Annotated in this window: 11 protein-coding genes; 6 read left to right on the forward strand and 5 right to left on the reverse strand. The window is 64.3% G+C overall.

Features of this window, described 5'->3' with window-relative positions:
• Positions 1 to 50 precede the first annotated feature (50 nt).
• The 3 genes from IQ35_RS00570 to IQ35_RS00580 all read right to left on the reverse strand — a co-directional run bounded on the left by IQ35_RS00570 (position 51) and on the right by IQ35_RS00580 (position 5,316).
• A complete protein-coding gene (locus tag IQ35_RS00570; protein ID WP_145071581.1) occupies positions 51 to 1,007 on the reverse strand; it encodes a copper resistance protein B in 957 nt (318 codons plus the stop codon).
• Positions 1,004 to 2,761, reverse strand: coding sequence for a copper resistance system multicopper oxidase (locus tag IQ35_RS00575; protein ID WP_145071583.1), 1,758 nt, complete (start codon positions 2,759 to 2,761; stop codon positions 1,004 to 1,006). Before IQ35_RS00575 ends, IQ35_RS00570 begins: the two co-directional genes overlap by 4 nt.
• Positions 2,762 to 2,898: 137 nt before the next feature.
• Positions 2,899 to 5,316, reverse strand: coding sequence for a hypothetical protein (locus tag IQ35_RS00580; RefSeq protein WP_145071585.1), 2,418 nt, complete (start codon positions 5,314 to 5,316; stop codon positions 2,899 to 2,901).
• Between the two features lie 135 nt (positions 5,317 to 5,451).
• Here IQ35_RS00580 and IQ35_RS00585 point away from each other — a divergent pair, with 135 nt between their 5' ends.
• Complete coding sequence (locus IQ35_RS00585) at positions 5,452 to 5,838, forward strand: winged helix-turn-helix domain-containing protein (RefSeq protein ID WP_031292019.1); 387 nt, start codon at positions 5,452 to 5,454, stop codon at positions 5,836 to 5,838.
• On the opposite strand, the gene IQ35_RS00590 is transcribed toward IQ35_RS00585, so the two are convergent.
• Positions 5,833 to 6,813: a cytochrome-c peroxidase gene (locus IQ35_RS00590; RefSeq protein WP_184204852.1), complete on the reverse strand. Its 981-nt coding sequence runs from the start codon at positions 6,811 to 6,813 to the stop codon at positions 5,833 to 5,835. The two genes, IQ35_RS00585 and IQ35_RS00590, sit on opposite strands and share 6 nt — an antisense overlap.
• Entirely contained in the window at positions 6,810 to 7,340 is a 531-nt protein-coding gene (locus tag IQ35_RS00595) for a hypothetical protein (RefSeq protein ID WP_145071587.1), read from the reverse strand. The genes IQ35_RS00590 and IQ35_RS00595 overlap by 4 nt, the downstream gene beginning before the upstream one ends.
• Positions 7,341 to 7,415: 75 nt before the next feature.
• Between IQ35_RS00595 and IQ35_RS21355 the strand changes: the two genes are divergently transcribed.
• From IQ35_RS21355 to IQ35_RS00615, 5 genes are all read left to right on the forward strand, one after another.
• Positions 7,416 to 8,189, forward strand: coding sequence for a TonB-dependent receptor plug domain-containing protein (locus tag IQ35_RS21355; protein WP_242003257.1), 774 nt, complete (start codon positions 7,416 to 7,418; stop codon positions 8,187 to 8,189).
• Positions 8,176 to 9,570 (forward strand): TonB-dependent receptor, encoded by a 1,395-nt coding sequence (locus IQ35_RS21360; RefSeq protein WP_242003258.1) that lies wholly within the window; start codon positions 8,176 to 8,178, stop codon positions 9,568 to 9,570. Before IQ35_RS21355 ends, IQ35_RS21360 begins: the two co-directional genes overlap by 14 nt.
• A gap of 236 nt (positions 9,571 to 9,806) precedes the next feature.
• Entirely contained in the window at positions 9,807 to 11,483 is a 1,677-nt protein-coding gene (locus tag IQ35_RS00605; protein ID WP_242003259.1) for an MFS transporter, read from the forward strand.
• Entirely contained in the window at positions 11,480 to 12,655 is a 1,176-nt protein-coding gene (locus IQ35_RS00610; RefSeq protein ID WP_242003260.1) for an HlyD family secretion protein, read from the forward strand. The genes IQ35_RS00605 and IQ35_RS00610 overlap by 4 nt, the downstream gene beginning before the upstream one ends.
• Positions 12,655 to 14,028: an efflux transporter outer membrane subunit gene (locus tag IQ35_RS00615; RefSeq protein WP_021246533.1), complete on the forward strand. Its 1,374-nt coding sequence runs from the start codon at positions 12,655 to 12,657 to the stop codon at positions 14,026 to 14,028. Before IQ35_RS00610 ends, IQ35_RS00615 begins: the two co-directional genes overlap by 1 nt.
• The last annotated feature ends 102 nt before the right edge of the window (positions 14,029 to 14,130 follow it).

Below are 14,130 nucleotides of genomic sequence, written 5' to 3' on the forward strand. Positions count from 1 at the left end.
AGCGACAAGGCCGCGATGAGCGGGGCGGCAGTCATCATGCGGCGGCTGTATCAGAACCAGAAACGCACGCCCATGACCAGGCTGGTTGAAGAGACGCTTTCTCCGGCCGCACGGGCATAGGCTGCGCTGCCGCTCAGCCTGCGTTCCCAGTTGACTCCGATATAGGGCGCAAATTCGCGGGCAAATTCGTATCGCAGGCGCAGGCCCAGTTCGATGTCGGACAGGCCCGACCCGATGCCCAGTTCCGGCACGTCCTGGGCAGCGATATTCACTTCGGCCGCGGGTTGCAGGATCAGGCGCTGCGTGATGCGCTGGTCGTAACTGCCCGCCAGCCGGAGATGCGCGTCGCCCTTGTCGGACAGGAAAGCCTGCGCGCCAATTTCGAACCAATAGGGAGCAAGTCCCTCTATCCCCAGCACGGCATAGGTGCGCTGCGGTTCCGGCCGGATGTCATGGCGCACGCCGGCTTCCAGATTGAACCAGGGATCGATCGCCCGGCTGTAGAGCGCCTGCACTTCCGCACGCTCCAGCGGGCCGCCGATTTCCCCTTCCCCTTCGGTCTTGAAGGCGAAGCGGTTGATATCGCCGCCGATCCAGCCTTCCCCCTCCCAGCGATAGCCGTTCGCCCCTTTGCGCACCTGATATTCCAGCCGGTCGAGCATGAGCCGGGAGAAGGTCATGCCCCCGCTTTCCTTACGCATCGCCGCACGCGCGCGCTCCATTACGGCGCGATCGTAGAAGACCTCCGCCGCATGATCGGCGGGCGGCGTGGGGACAACGCCTCGCGGGATGCCGTCATCGGTGGCGGCATGCCCATGGCCGGCATGGGGATTGTCGGACGAGGCTGCTTGGGCAGGCATGTGAGCGGAATGATCCTGCCCTTGCGCCTGCTCCATCTGGCCATGACCCATCTGGCTGTGATCCATCTGGCTGTGATCCATTTGCGCCAACGCAGGCGGCGAAGCCGCAGCGAGCAGCAAGGCGGCAACGGAAGCCAGGCCCTTCATGCCGCGTCCCCCTCATGCCGTACCGTGACGACCCGCATCATCCCTGAATGCATGTGCAGCAGCATGTGGCAATGGAAGGCCCAATCGCCCAGCGCATCGGCGGTAAGGTCAAAGCTCACCTTCCCGCCCGGCAGGACGTTCACCGTATGCTTGCGCGGATTATACGCGCCCGCCCCCGTCACCAGCTCAAAGAAATGGCCGTGCAGATGGATGGGATGCGGCATCATCGTGTCGTTGATGAGGTTCACCCGCACCCGCTCCATATGACGGAACGCGATGGGCTCCGCCCTGTCGGACAGCTTCACCCCATCGAACGACCACATATAGCGTTCCATGTTCGCGGTCAGATGGATGTCGAGCATGCGCGTCGGTGTCCGCCGGTCGCTATTGGGCAGCAGGGACTTGAGATCGGCATAGGTCAACACCCGATGCTCCACATCTTCAAGGCCGGTCGGGCGGTCGGCGATCCTGTCGGCGGGCATGGGCGACAGGGTGGCGACCCCCGGTCCCATCTTCACCTGCGGCGCGACCGACTTGTCCCGCATTTTCATCGAATGACCGGACATGCTTTCCTTAATAGTCTGGCGGACGTCGACCACGCCGCTCTGGCCCATGTTCTTGCCCGGCATGTCCATGCCCATGTCCCTCATGCCCAGCAGCGGACGTTCCCGTACAGGCGGAATCTCCGCCGCCATGCCGATGCGCGGCGCCAGCGTCGCACGGACAAGGCCGGATCGGTCTATCGCCTCCGCCACCAGCGCATAGGGCTTCGCTTCGCCCGGCTGCACGACGATATCGTAGGTTTCCGCAATACCGATCTGGAACTCGTCGGTTTCGACCGGCTGCACATCCTGCCCGTCGCACTGCACCACCCTCATGGCCAGCCCCGGCAGGCGGACATTGAAATTGGTCATCGCCGACGCGTTGACGATGCGAAGCCGCACCCGCTCGCCCGGCGTGAACAGCCCCGTCCAATTCTCCGCCGTGCCATGGCCGTTCACCAGAAAGCTGTAAGTGGCCCCCGTCACATCTGAAATATCGGTGGGGTCCATCCGCATCGCGCCCCATTCGCGGCGTTCCTTCGCGCTCTGGTCCTTCCCCGCGAGCAGCCCGGCCAGGGTCTGCCTCTGCATGTTGAAATAGCCGCCCATCTGCTTGAGCCGCTTCAAGAGCACATGCGGATGGACCGGACTCCAGTCGGACAGCACGATCACATGCTCGCGCTCGCTCTGCACGGGGTCGGAGCCGGCAGGGTCGATGACAATGGGTCCATAGTGCCCCATCGCCTCCTGCATTCCCGAATGGCTGTGATACCAATAGGTGCCCGACTGACGGACGGGAAATTCATAGGTGAAGGTTTCGCCGGGCCGGATGCCGGGAAAGCTTACCCCCGGCACGCCATCCATCTGGAACGGCACGATCAGGCCATGCCAGTGGATCGATGTATCCTCCCTCAGCCCATTGGTGACGGCCAGCCGGACATTCTGCCCTTCCTTCAGGCGAATGAGCGGCGCGGGCACCATGCCGTTGACCATCACCGCATGGGCAGAACGCCCATCGGTTGCAAAATGGCCCTCCCCCACGCTTAGCTGGATCAGATCGCCGCTCAGCACATCCCGCGCAGGGGCAAGACCCGCCGTGCCGCTCTGCGCCCAGCCGGGAAAGGCGCGGGCCAGGGTCAGCGCGCCGGTCAGGCCCGCCGCTCCCCGGATCAGGCTGCGGCGGTCGATGGGGGAGTGCGAGAGGATCGGCATGAAGAATAAGGGCCTGCTGAAAGGAATATCTTCCCCCCTATACGCAATCAGCGCCGCCATTCCTTAACATATCGGCCAATTTGTGGCGCGCGCGATAAAGTCCCCCGCCAGGCGAGTTGCGTCATGGAATCCATCCTTCAAGCCGCCGGCAATACAACTTCCTGAACAGCGCCCGGCGCATCGCGCAATTTCAGATAGAGCGTCCTTCCTTGCGGCGCAGGCACATCAATGGCGTTGCCGGTAAAGCCGCTGGGCACGGCAACACTGCGATCGAATGTTCTGTCGTCAGCCACGGAATCGATCAGGAACAGATTCTTGCCCGTCAGGCGGCATGTCTTGGCGCCGGGGTCGCAGGACACCGATTGGACCGCTGGCAATCGAACCAAAGTCGCCAGCGGCTGCCAGTCGCCGGCGACCCCCGCCTGAACCCTGCGAAAGCGCAACGGACCGAAGGCTGACGAACCGAGAGCCGCGGGATCGAAACTGGCGATGGCGATCTGCGGGCTTTCAAGGCGCAATCCATTGGACGCCGACAGGCGCACATGCGCGCCCTCATCAATGGTTGCGATTTCAAGGGAGTCCTGCGCGCCGAACCGCATCCCCTCCGCGGCGCGAACCGACATCGTCATGCGCGCCGTGTCAGGCAACATGTCCTGCCCTTCGAGATGAATCGCGAGGGCAGGCAACGGCTCCTTGTAATCGATGCTTTTAGTTATGAGCGTTACGGCCGGGCGCGGGGCCGTGATCGTCACCGGCAAGCCGATGCTGCGTCCGTCCTTCAGCGTGACCCGCGCCCTTGCATTATGCCCCTGCCCCAACAACCGGACCTTGTCCGGCGTGTCGGCGCGGAACCGCAACGTATCGACATCCCCTTCCCGCGACAGCTCGCCCGGCCGGAACGCCAGGTCATCGAGCATCAGGCCGGTAATCTCATCCAGCCGCAGGCCCGTCAGCACGGCTTCATCGTCGCCCGCATGAAGCCGCAGATTGTCGATCCGGCTTGCCTCGGCATAGGCGCGGATTGTGAGCATCGTCGCCTGCGACGCGCCGAACGGCTTGACCGCGAACTGAACGTCGCCAGCCCGCGCATCCGTCAGCGGTACATCGATGGCGATGCTGTCGGGACCGGAAACCTGCCATTTAACAGGCTGACTCGGCCTGCCCGGCAATTGCATCGTTATGCTTTCCACGCAGGCGGGCGCTGCCCCCTTGAGCGGCAGCATATTGTCGCGGCCGACGATCAGGCGCGGTGCGATATGGTCTACCTGCCAAGCGGCGTCCTGCGGGAACTGGACAGAAAATTCAGGACCGTCGAACCGGTTGAAGCCCCAGACCCCTTGAAGGCGTCCCGATGTGGAGGGAGCAAAATCTGCCGCTCTCAAGGGAGATACGAGGACGTAGCCGCCCTTGTCCGCCCGGGGCGCCACCGGCGCATCCATTGTTCGCCCGTCCTTCGTCGTCAGGCGCACGGTCATGTCATGGGCGTAGTCCGTCGCGTAGATCAGCGGCGCGCCTTCCACCCGGAACACCGCGCCGGCCCGCGCGGCGCAGACCGCGCTGTCGCTCGCGGCGCGAAGCGGCGGCGGCACGTCCTTTTCAATCGCGGGCATCGCAACGACGAGGACAGATTTAGGCTTTCGGAAGGATGGCGCGGCGTTCAGCAGCAGCGACATGGCCGTGCCGTTCTGGATACCGAGCGCAGGAAGGTAGGTAAATTCCGGATTGTTGAATGCGCCGAAGATACGGGCGACGTCGCGGACCACGCCGATATAGGGACTGTAAAATCCATAGCCGGCCTCCCGCGTGGCGCTGATCTGAAATGCCAGATCAGCCGGCGTCCCGACGATGGTTTCGGTGAGCGAATTACTGTGGACGTCCACCAGGACGAGCGCTTCGCGATTTTCCAGGAGGCAGGCGGCTTGCGATTCGACCAGTTTCGCCAGGCAATCCGCATTCAGCTTGACCGCAAGGCTGGAAGACAGGACAGGCGCGACCGTCTTCAGATATTCGGGATGGCTGTTTTCCTGTGTCCGAATACCGGCCACGAAAGCATTGAGCCGCGCGCGGTCGAGCGAGGCCTGGCCGAGGATTTGCGTCACCCGCACAAACTCACCGGGTTTGCCGCGCACGACATCCGAAATCGTGCCGAAATCGCCGCCCGTGTCCGGCACCAGGAACAGGACGAGTTGCCGCGCGTCTTCGGGCACGGTCAGTTTCAATATCCTGTCCTTGTCCTTGCGCTTCCAGGTTTGCGCGCTGGCGATCCACTTTTTGGGCGGCGGGTTGGTCGCGCCGCGAAGAAAAGCCGAAACAAGCAGATATCGCACGGACTGGTCGGCGGGCAAATCGGCCTCGATCTCCAGCACATCGCCTGCGGCAAGGGCCGGAACCCGCCCGATCGGCAAGCTTTCCCCTCTCCGCGTGACGCTGACCGACAGTCCGGGGCCAGCCAGGTCGAATGGCGCCGGATCTGCCGCCCCGGCAGCGGAAACCGAAAGGAGCGCAGCAAAGGCTGCAAACGCGGCATAGACCGCATGGACAGGTTGACAGATCATCGGGCCAAGGTGCCCGGTTGATCGCATCCGTCAAGGCCATCGGCAGAAAATCGGACGAAGCGACCAATGCCCCTCCGGTTGGCGGCGATGACGGCGTGGGCAGGCGCCATAACATCCGCTATCGTGGCAGCTATGATGGAAGGCTCTCCTATCAAGATCAAGATCCAGCTCTTCTGCGGCGATGAGATCGCCATGGGACCGGGCAAGGCCGATCTCCTCGACGCGATCCGGGAACTTGGATCGATCTCGGCGGCGGGGCGGGCGCTGGGCATGAGCTATCGCCGTACGTGGCTGCTGGTCGATGCGATGAACCGCTGCTGGCGCGAGAAGCTCGTCGAGACGGTGCCGGGGGGCGGTCGCGAACGCGGCGCGCATGTCACCCAAAAGGGAGAGGCTGTCCTGTCGGCCTATCGCGCCATGCAGGCCGCCGCCAGCGCCGCTGTCGCGCCGCAGATGGAAGATCCGCTGCAATCCCTGCTCCGCACCGAACCGCTGCCGCAGGCAAGTCCGGCATCCTCATAACCGCCGCCCGCAGGCGCGATCCGGCATGGACAGGCGCGGATCGGCGATGAAATGCGGGTCGGTCAGGCTCTCAAGAAAAGCGATGAGCGAAGGCATGTCCTTGTCCGCCACCGCAATGCCATGGCGCTGAACCGCCGCCTCCAGCGTCCGCGCTGTCCCATCATGCCACCATGGCCCGGTCAGCGCGATATTGCGCAGCGACGGCGTGCGAAAGCGCCCCGCATCCTCCGCCCTGCCCGTGCGTTCGATCAGGCCGGGGTCGCCGGCCTTCGCCGGTTCCAGCCTGTGATAATCCATGTCGGTCAGCAGCCGGCCCGAATGGCAGGCCGCGCATCCAGCCTTCTCGAACAGCCTTGCGCCCTGCCGGGCGAGCGGCGTCAGCGCCACGCGGTCGCCCGCCGTGAAGCGATCATACGGACTGCCGAAGGAAATCATCGTCCGCTCGAAAGCGGCTAGCGCCGCCGTCACCGCGGGCAGATCGATCCTGCCTCGCCGCTCCGGAAACGCGCGTGCGAACATGCGGCGATAGCAGCGATCCGCGCCCAGCCGCCGCTCCAGTTCCGCCTCCAGCCCTTTCATCCCCATTTCAACGGGATGCTCGCCGAGCAACGGCACCAGGACCTGTGCTTCGAGCGTCGTGAGATGCGGATCGGCGAAGGTCAGATGCGAGAACCAGCCGATATTGGCAAGGCCCGGCACATTGCGCCGGCCCGGATCGCCATGCACGCCGGGCCGGGTCTCATTACCATCGGCAAAGCCACGCTTCTGTTCATGACAAGTTGCGCAGGCCATGGTGCCGTTCGCCGACAGGTCGGCATCGTAAAACAGACGCCGCCCCAATTCGACCCTGGCTTCGCGCATCGGATTGTCCGCTGGAACCGGCGGCGCTGCGATCCCCGCCGGAAGGTCCCAGCGCCACGGCTGACCCGCCGCGACCGAAAGCAGCAGCGCGGCGGCCAGCAACAAGCGCCTCACGGCAAGCGCGTCACCAGCAGCGTCAGCCGATCCTCGCCATTGGCGGCAATTTGGAGCGTATAGCGCCCCGGCTTCAGGTCATAGTCCACCATCTTGCGGATGCCGCTGCAGTCGGGACCGTGGCCATGGGCAACCGAAGGCGCTGCCTTGCCATCCTTCACCACATCGACCCAAGCTCCCGAGCCGAGCGCCACACGCCAGGTTCCCGCTTCCCGCACGGTGAAACCGGCAAGCCCGCCAAAACTGACCGATCCGCTCGGTTTGGCGGGCCGCACCGGATAGTCGATCTTGGGCGTAGGACTGAGCGCCATCGTCACCGTCTTGCCTGGCTCCAGCACGGAGCGCGCCGCGCCTTTGCGATCGGTGGCGCCTTTTAACGCTGCCGGATTGCGCCACGATGCAAGAGGAGCGGGCAATTCGGCGGGTACGGCACAGGTCGATGGCGCCTGTTCCATCCGGGCATGTGCCGGTCCGGCAAGGCACACCATGTCCAATAACGGTAGAACGGTGCGGAACCGTAATCGCATGAAGGTCTTCCTTCGCAGACTCAAAGCTATATACGACCGGATATAGTGAGTCGAACGACTGGAAAAGGGGAATTCATGCGCGCTGCTCTGACTGTCCTGTTATTGACGGGCACCATTTTCACGACGCAGGCGCGCGCCCAAGCCGCTGCCGCGCCGGATGCGGATGCGTCCGACCGCTTCTCGCTTGGCCAGATCATCGTCACCGCTCCGCGAACGCAGGGCATCGAGATCGACAGCAACACGCTATCGTCGGATGCCATCTACACCTTCGGCCGCACCGCGCTCGACGATGCGGTCAACCTTATGCCCGGCATTGCGGCTGGGAACAGTGGCGGCACCCGCAACGAACGTCTCGTCTTCGTGCGGGGTTTCGACCGGTTCCAGGTGCCGCTGTCGATCGACGGCATCCGCGTCTACCTGCCCGCCGACAACCGGCTCGACTATGGCCGCTTCCTCACCACCGACATTGCGGAGGTGCAGGTCGCCAAGGGCTATGCCTCGGTCCTCGACGGGCCGGGCGCGATGGGCGGCGCGATCAATCTCGTCACGCGCAAGCCGACGAAGGCACTGGACATCGATGTGCGCGGCACGGTCAATTTCGATAATGACGCCGATTATGCGGGCTATTCCACATCCGCCATGGTCGGCACCCGGCAGGACAAATGGTATGCGCAGGCCAGCTACGCCCGCAGCTTCACCGACCATTGGGACCTGCCCAACGATTTCACCGCGCGCATACCTGCGCTCGAAGATGGCGGCGCGCGCGATTTTTCGCGCACACGCGACTGGCGCGCCAATGTGAAGCTGGGCTTCACCCCCAACGCGACGGATGAATATGCGATCAGCTAATACGCATCAGGAAGGGGCGAAAAACGCGCCGCTGCACATCAGCGACACGGTGAACGACCCGCGCTATTGGGACTGGCCGTCCTGGGACATCACCAGCGTCTATTTCCTCTCCACCACGGCGCTCGGCGATCGGGCGACGCTCAAGACGCGGGCCTATTACAATCGGTTCGATTCCATCCTGCGGTCCTTCGATACCCGTGCCCAAACGACGCAGAGCAGGGGCTATGCCTTTGACAGCCCTTATGAGGACCGGGCGTGGGGCGGGTCCGCGCAACTCGATTTCCAGGCAAGCGAGGCGGATACGCTGCGCCTCGCCTTCCACTATCGCCATGACAAGCATGTCGAATTCCAGACCGGCTTCTCCAGCGCGGGCGTGCCGACGACCGAACCGAGGCAGACCCAGACTAAAAATACATGGTCGCTGGCGCTGGAAAACGAACTGAAGCTGTCTCCTGCCCTGACCTTCACCGTCGGCGGCAGCTTCGATTGGCGCGACCTCAAGCTGGCGGAGGAATATGGCGCGCCGCTGGGCACCAATTCCAATACCACGCCCAAAGTCCTCTTCCAATATCCGCGACGCGACGCGGACGCATGGAATCTCCAGGGACGGATCGACTGGCAGGCCGGCGATGCACTGAACCTGCATGCCAGCCTGTCGTCCCGCGCCCGCTTTCCGACCATCTTCGAGCGGTTCAGCCAGCGTTTCAACACGGCCATTCCCAACCCCGACCTCAAGGCCGAACGCGCCACCAACGCGGAAATCGGCGCCAACTGGACCGATGGGCCCATCCGCGTCGAAGGCGCGCTGTTCTACAGTTGGGTCCGGCGCGCCATCTTCGGCGTGCCGACGCCCGCCTATCCCTGCACCGCATCGACCCTGCCCCCGGCCGTGCCCACGCCGGGCTGCGCGCTCACCAACCTCACGCAAAGCCGCAATGTCGGCGAGGGCCATTATTACGGGGTGGAATTGTCGGTTTCCGCGACGATCCTGCCCGGCCTCGACGCGGGGATCAACTATACGGGCATCAAGCGGAAGCTCGAATATGATGCCAATCCTGCCTTTCGCCCAACCGGCGTGCCGACGCACAAGGGTTTCGCCTATATCGATTGGGCGCCGGTCGAAGGGCTGCACATAATCCCTAGCATCGATCTGGCGTCGAACCGCTGGACACTGTTCACCGCCACCCCGGCTGGGGCGCCGCAGGTCTATTATCGCACGGGCGCCTATGTGAATGCGGGGCTGCGCATCGACTATGCGCTGACCGACCATATCGACATCGGAGTAGGCGGACGAAACCTGTTCGACGATTATTACATGCTGACCGATGGCTTTCCGGAGCCAGGCCGGACGTTGTTCGCGAATATCAGGATGCGCTATTGAACATCACGCGCCGGACGGCCGCCGCCGTTCGATGGGACAAGGAAGGCGTCCGGCTGCGCTAGTCGCCCGGAAACACATGCGGAGCCTTTCAGCACTTCAATCAGCGGCGTCCCGGTCGAATTTTTGAGGTTCGGGACGCACGCCTTGCCCACTCTCGCCACCCTCGTTTAGAACCAGACGAAAAGATTTGATCTGGACTTGCGTTCGGACCGTCGGCGGAGCAGGGCAGCGATGTGGTGAGAGAACAGCATACATCCAGCGATTATCGGTTCGCGCCCCATGAGCGGCCGATGATGCCGGGATCGCCGGCCACTCCGGATCATCCGCTGCGGCGCCGGGTCGGCTATTTCGCCGCAGGCATTCTGATCGGGTTGACCGGCGGCTTCGTCAACGGCCTGCTCACCGCCAACCTGCCGCAGATCCAGGGCGCGCTGGGCCTGACCAGCGAAGAGGCGGGCTGGCTGACGGCTGCCTATTCCATGACCAATGTCTGCATGAGCCTGCTGCTCATCAAGTTCCGCCAGCAATTCGGCATTCAGAGATTTACGCGCATTTTTCTGTTCGCTTTCCTCATTCTCAACGTGGTGCAACTGTTCGTCCATAACTATGGCACGGAGTTGATCGTGCGTGCGGCGAGCGGAGTGGTGGCAAGCGGCCTTTCCACGCTGGGGCTTTTCTACTTCATGCAGGCCATGCCGGCCAAATGGCGGCTCAAGGGGCTGGTGCTCGGCATCGGCGTATCGCAGGTGGCGCTGCCGCTCGCGCGCGTCATTTCTCCCGCGCTGCTCATCAGCGGCGATATCCAGAACCTGTTCCTCTTCGAACTCGGGCTGACGCTGCTGTCGCTTGCCGCCGTGTCGCTGCTTCGCCTTCCGCCCAGCGAACGGATCGAGGCGTTCGAACCCATCGACTTCCTGACCTTCGCCTTCTTCGCGCCCGGCATCGCTCTGTTGTGCGCCATCCTTGTTCAAGGACGCATCGTCTGGTGGTCAACGCCCTGGATCGGCTATGCGCTGGCTGCTTCCATCGTCCTGATCGGCATAGCCCTGATCATTGAACATAATCGAGCCAATCCTCTTCTCAACACGCGATGGCTTGCCAGCGCGGACGTTGTCCGCTTCGCTATCGTCGCTGCGAGCATGCGTCTGCTGCTCTCGGAGCAGAATTTTGGCGCCAGCGGGCTGCTCGCCGTTGTCGGCATGGGGCAGGAGCAACTTGTGCCTTTCTATGCGGTCGTGACGGGAGCCACTGTGCTGGGTTTGATAGCAAGCATGATCTTCCTCAACCCGATGGACCTGTTGCGGCCCGTCGCCTTTTCCTGCGGCCTCATTGCGGTAGCGGCTTTTCTCGACGCCGATTCCAGCAATTTGACTCGTCCGGCGCAACTCTATCTGACGCAGGCGATGATCGCCTTCGCGGCGATTTATTTCATGGGTCCGACCATGCTGTCGGGCGTGCTGCACGCCTTGGCCAAGGGTCCGAGCCATATCGTGAGCTTCGCCGCGATTTTCGGTATCTCCCAGCAGTTGGGAGGCATTGGCGGCGCATCGCTGCTCGGCACATTCCAGACGGTTCGCGAACGCTTCCATTCGGAAATGCTGGCGCAGTCGATCCTGCCCACCGATCCGCAGGTAGCTTTGCGCCTGCAACAGCTTGGCGGCGCTTACAGCCGCACGCTGGGCGACCCTGCACTGCGCCAGGCGGAAGGCACCGTCCTCCTTTCCCAGCAAGTGTCGCGCGAAGCGGCCATATTGGCGTTCAACGACGTTTTCCTTCTCATCGGATCGATAGCGACGATCGGTCTCGTCTATCTTCTGGGGCGCTGGACTTATTTCACGATCAAGGGGATCAATCCATTGGCGAATGAACTGGCGGCGATGGCCGCAATGCGGGAAAGGGCTGCGTCCGCATGATGGACACGCCGGCCCGCCCCGATCAGGACGACAAGCGGCTCAACGACCCGGTCGAGGTGCCCGCCGATATTATAGAGCCGGCCCCTCCCCCGCCCGAGCCGCAGCGCGGTTGGGCGCCGCCGCGTGCGGGACGGACAGTCACGATCCTGACCGTCGCCTTCATCCTTATCGGCCTGGCGTTGGTGCTCTACGCCTGGGGCCTGCCTCCCTTCTCCTCGGCGGTGCAGACGACGGACAATGCTTATGTGCGGGGGCAGACGACCGTGATCGCGCCGCAAGTATCCGGCTATGTCGTGGATGTCGCGGTGCAGGACTATGATCGGGTGACAAAGGGACAGGTGCTCGCCCGCATCGATGACCGCATATACCGCCAGCGGGTCGACCAGGCGAAGGCGCAGGTGAGCGCGCAGATCGCCAATCTTGAAAACAGCCAGCAAAGCCAGCGATCCAGCGAGGCGCAGCTAGGCGGGCAGGAAGCCAATGTGGCGAGCGCCCGTGCCCAGCTTGCCCGCGCTCAGGCCGACATGCGCCGTGTGAACGACCTGCTCGGCGGCGGTTCCATTTCGGTGCGCGAGCGGGACCAAACGCTGGCGGCGCTGCGGCAGGCGGAAGCCGCCGTTCGCCAGGCGGAGGCACAGCGCGCCGTCGCGGGCGAGCAGGTCCGGACTGTCACGGTCGGCCGGGGCGGCCTGCGCGCCAATGTCGAGGCGGCTCGCGCCGCGCTCCGCCTCGCGGAGATCGATCTCGCCAACACGATCATCCGCGCGCCGCAGGACGGACAACTGGGCGAGGTGGGCGTGAGACTGGGCCAATATGTGACTGCGGGCAGCCAGCTCACTTTCCTGGTGCCCCCGCTCATCTGGGTGTCGGCAAATTACAAGGAAGCGCAGACAGCGCGCATGGCGCCGGGACAACCGGTCAGGCTTAGCGTCGACGCACTTGACCGGGCCGAGATCAAGGGACGGGTCGAGCGTCTCGCCCCGGCGGCGGGCAACGAGTTTCAGGTCATTCGTTCCGACAACGCCACCGGCAATTTTGTGAAGGTGCCGCAGCGCATCAGCGTCCGCATCGCGCTTGATCGGACAGACCCGCTCTACCGGCGGATGCGGCCCGGCATGTCGGTGATCGCGCGGATCGATACGACGGACGGCCCCGTGCCCAGGCAGCGTTGATGGGAAGGCTGCTTCTTCCCTGCACCGGGCTGCTGCTGCTCACCGGCTGCACCTTGCGCGATACGCCGCCCCCTGAAGGAGCGGCCGTCGTGGCGCCCGATGCATGGCGCAGCGACCTTGCCGGAACCGCGCCGGTCGACAGCGAATGGTGGCGCGGCTTTGGCGGCCCGCCGCTGGAAGCGCTGGTGGCGCGCGCGCTCGACCATAATCCCGATATAGCGATCGCCATGGCCCGCGTGCGCGAAGCGCGGGCGCAGGAACGGCTGGCGCGCGCGGCGCTTTTCCCCACGCTTGACGCAAACGCCTCCGCCAGCGAGACGCGCACGGTCAATGCGCTCGGCCAGGGTATAGAGGGACGCACAGCCCAGCCCGCCGTTCAGGCAGCCTATGAGGCAGACCTGTGGGGACGCATAAGCGATCAGGTGTCGGCCGCGCGCAATGCCGCGCTGTCGAGCGAGGCGGCTCGTGACACGGTTCGGCTGTCGGTCGCCGCGGCCACCGCGTCGGGTTGGCTGACGCTCGCCGGATTGCACAGCCGGTTGCGGGTGGCGCAGGATACGGTACGAGTCCGGCAATGGGCGCTGCGGCTCGCGCGTCAGCGCGGCGAAGCGGGCTATATCTCCGCCCTTGAAGTGCGGCAGGCGGAGGTGGAATATCAGAGCGCCGCGCTGATCTCGCCGCAGGTCGAACTGGCTATCAGCCGACAGGAAAATGCCTTGCGACTGCTGACCGGAGACACGCCGGGACCGGTGCCGTCCGCAGAGATCGAGACCATTACGCCTCCCCTGCTGCCGGAGACGGGCTTGCCCTCCGAACTGCTTCGGCGGCGGCCGGACATCGCGCAGGCGGAATATTCGCTCGCCGCGACTGATGCCACCCTGTCCGCCGCACGCAAGCAATTCCTTCCAAGCCTCCGCCTTTCCGCCTCGGCCGGAGCGGTCTTCAACAATGCGCTGCCCGATCCGGTCACCATCTGGTCGGTGGGCGGCAGCATCCTCGCGCCGCTTTTCCGGGGCGGGTCGCTGCGCGCGGGCGTCGAAACGGCGGCAGCGCGGCGGGATCAGGCTGCCTATGCCTATCAGAAGGCGGCACTTACAGCCTTTCGCGATGTGGAAGACGCATTGACCGCAATCGCCCGGCTCGCCGACCAGCGCGCGCTCCAGGAGGCGCAGGTCGCTAATTTGCGCCAGACGGTGCGGCAGGCAACCGACCGCTACGAAGCGGGCTATGCCAGTGTGCTGGAGAGGATCGACGCGGAACGGGCGCTCCTCGCGGCAGAGTTGAACCTCGTACAGTTGCGCACCGACGAACTGACCGCGCGCGTGACGCTCTACCAGGCGCTGGGCGGTGGCTGGCGGGAGGATGGCGTTTAGCCTCAGCGGCTACGCCGCGCGGCGCAGGTCTTACCCACGGCGCTTCAGACTACATCCCGTCTTCCGATTTCCGTGACAGGTTGATGACAGCGATCTGCGTTA

Source organism: Sphingobium wenxiniae (assembly GCF_007830065.1).
Classification (GTDB): domain Bacteria; phylum Pseudomonadota; class Alphaproteobacteria; order Sphingomonadales; family Sphingomonadaceae; genus Sphingobium; species Sphingobium wenxiniae.

Coding starts and splice junctions, on each gene's coding strand:
- IQ35_RS00570 (WP_145071581.1), bottom strand. CDS start 1,007: ATGAAGGGCCTGGCTTCCGTTGCCGCCTTGCTGCTCGCTGCGGCTTCG.
- IQ35_RS00575 (WP_145071583.1), bottom strand. CDS start 2,761: ATGCCGATCCTCTCGCACTCCCCCATCGACCGCCGCAGCCTGATCCGG.
- IQ35_RS00580 (WP_145071585.1), bottom strand. CDS start 5,316: ATGATCTGTCAACCTGTCCATGCGGTCTATGCCGCGTTTGCAGCCTTT.
- IQ35_RS00585 (WP_031292019.1), top strand. CDS start 5,452: ATGGAAGGCTCTCCTATCAAGATCAAGATCCAGCTCTTCTGCGGCGAT.
- IQ35_RS00595 (WP_145071587.1), bottom strand. CDS start 7,340: ATGCGATTACGGTTCCGCACCGTTCTACCGTTATTGGACATGGTGTGC.
- IQ35_RS21355 (WP_242003257.1), top strand. CDS start 7,416: ATGCGCGCTGCTCTGACTGTCCTGTTATTGACGGGCACCATTTTCACG.
- IQ35_RS21360 (WP_242003258.1), top strand. CDS start 8,176: ATGCGATCAGCTAATACGCATCAGGAAGGGGCGAAAAACGCGCCGCTG.
- IQ35_RS00610 (WP_242003260.1), top strand. CDS start 11,480: ATGATGGACACGCCGGCCCGCCCCGATCAGGACGACAAGCGGCTCAAC.
- IQ35_RS00615 (WP_021246533.1), top strand. CDS start 12,655: ATGGGAAGGCTGCTTCTTCCCTGCACCGGGCTGCTGCTGCTCACCGGC.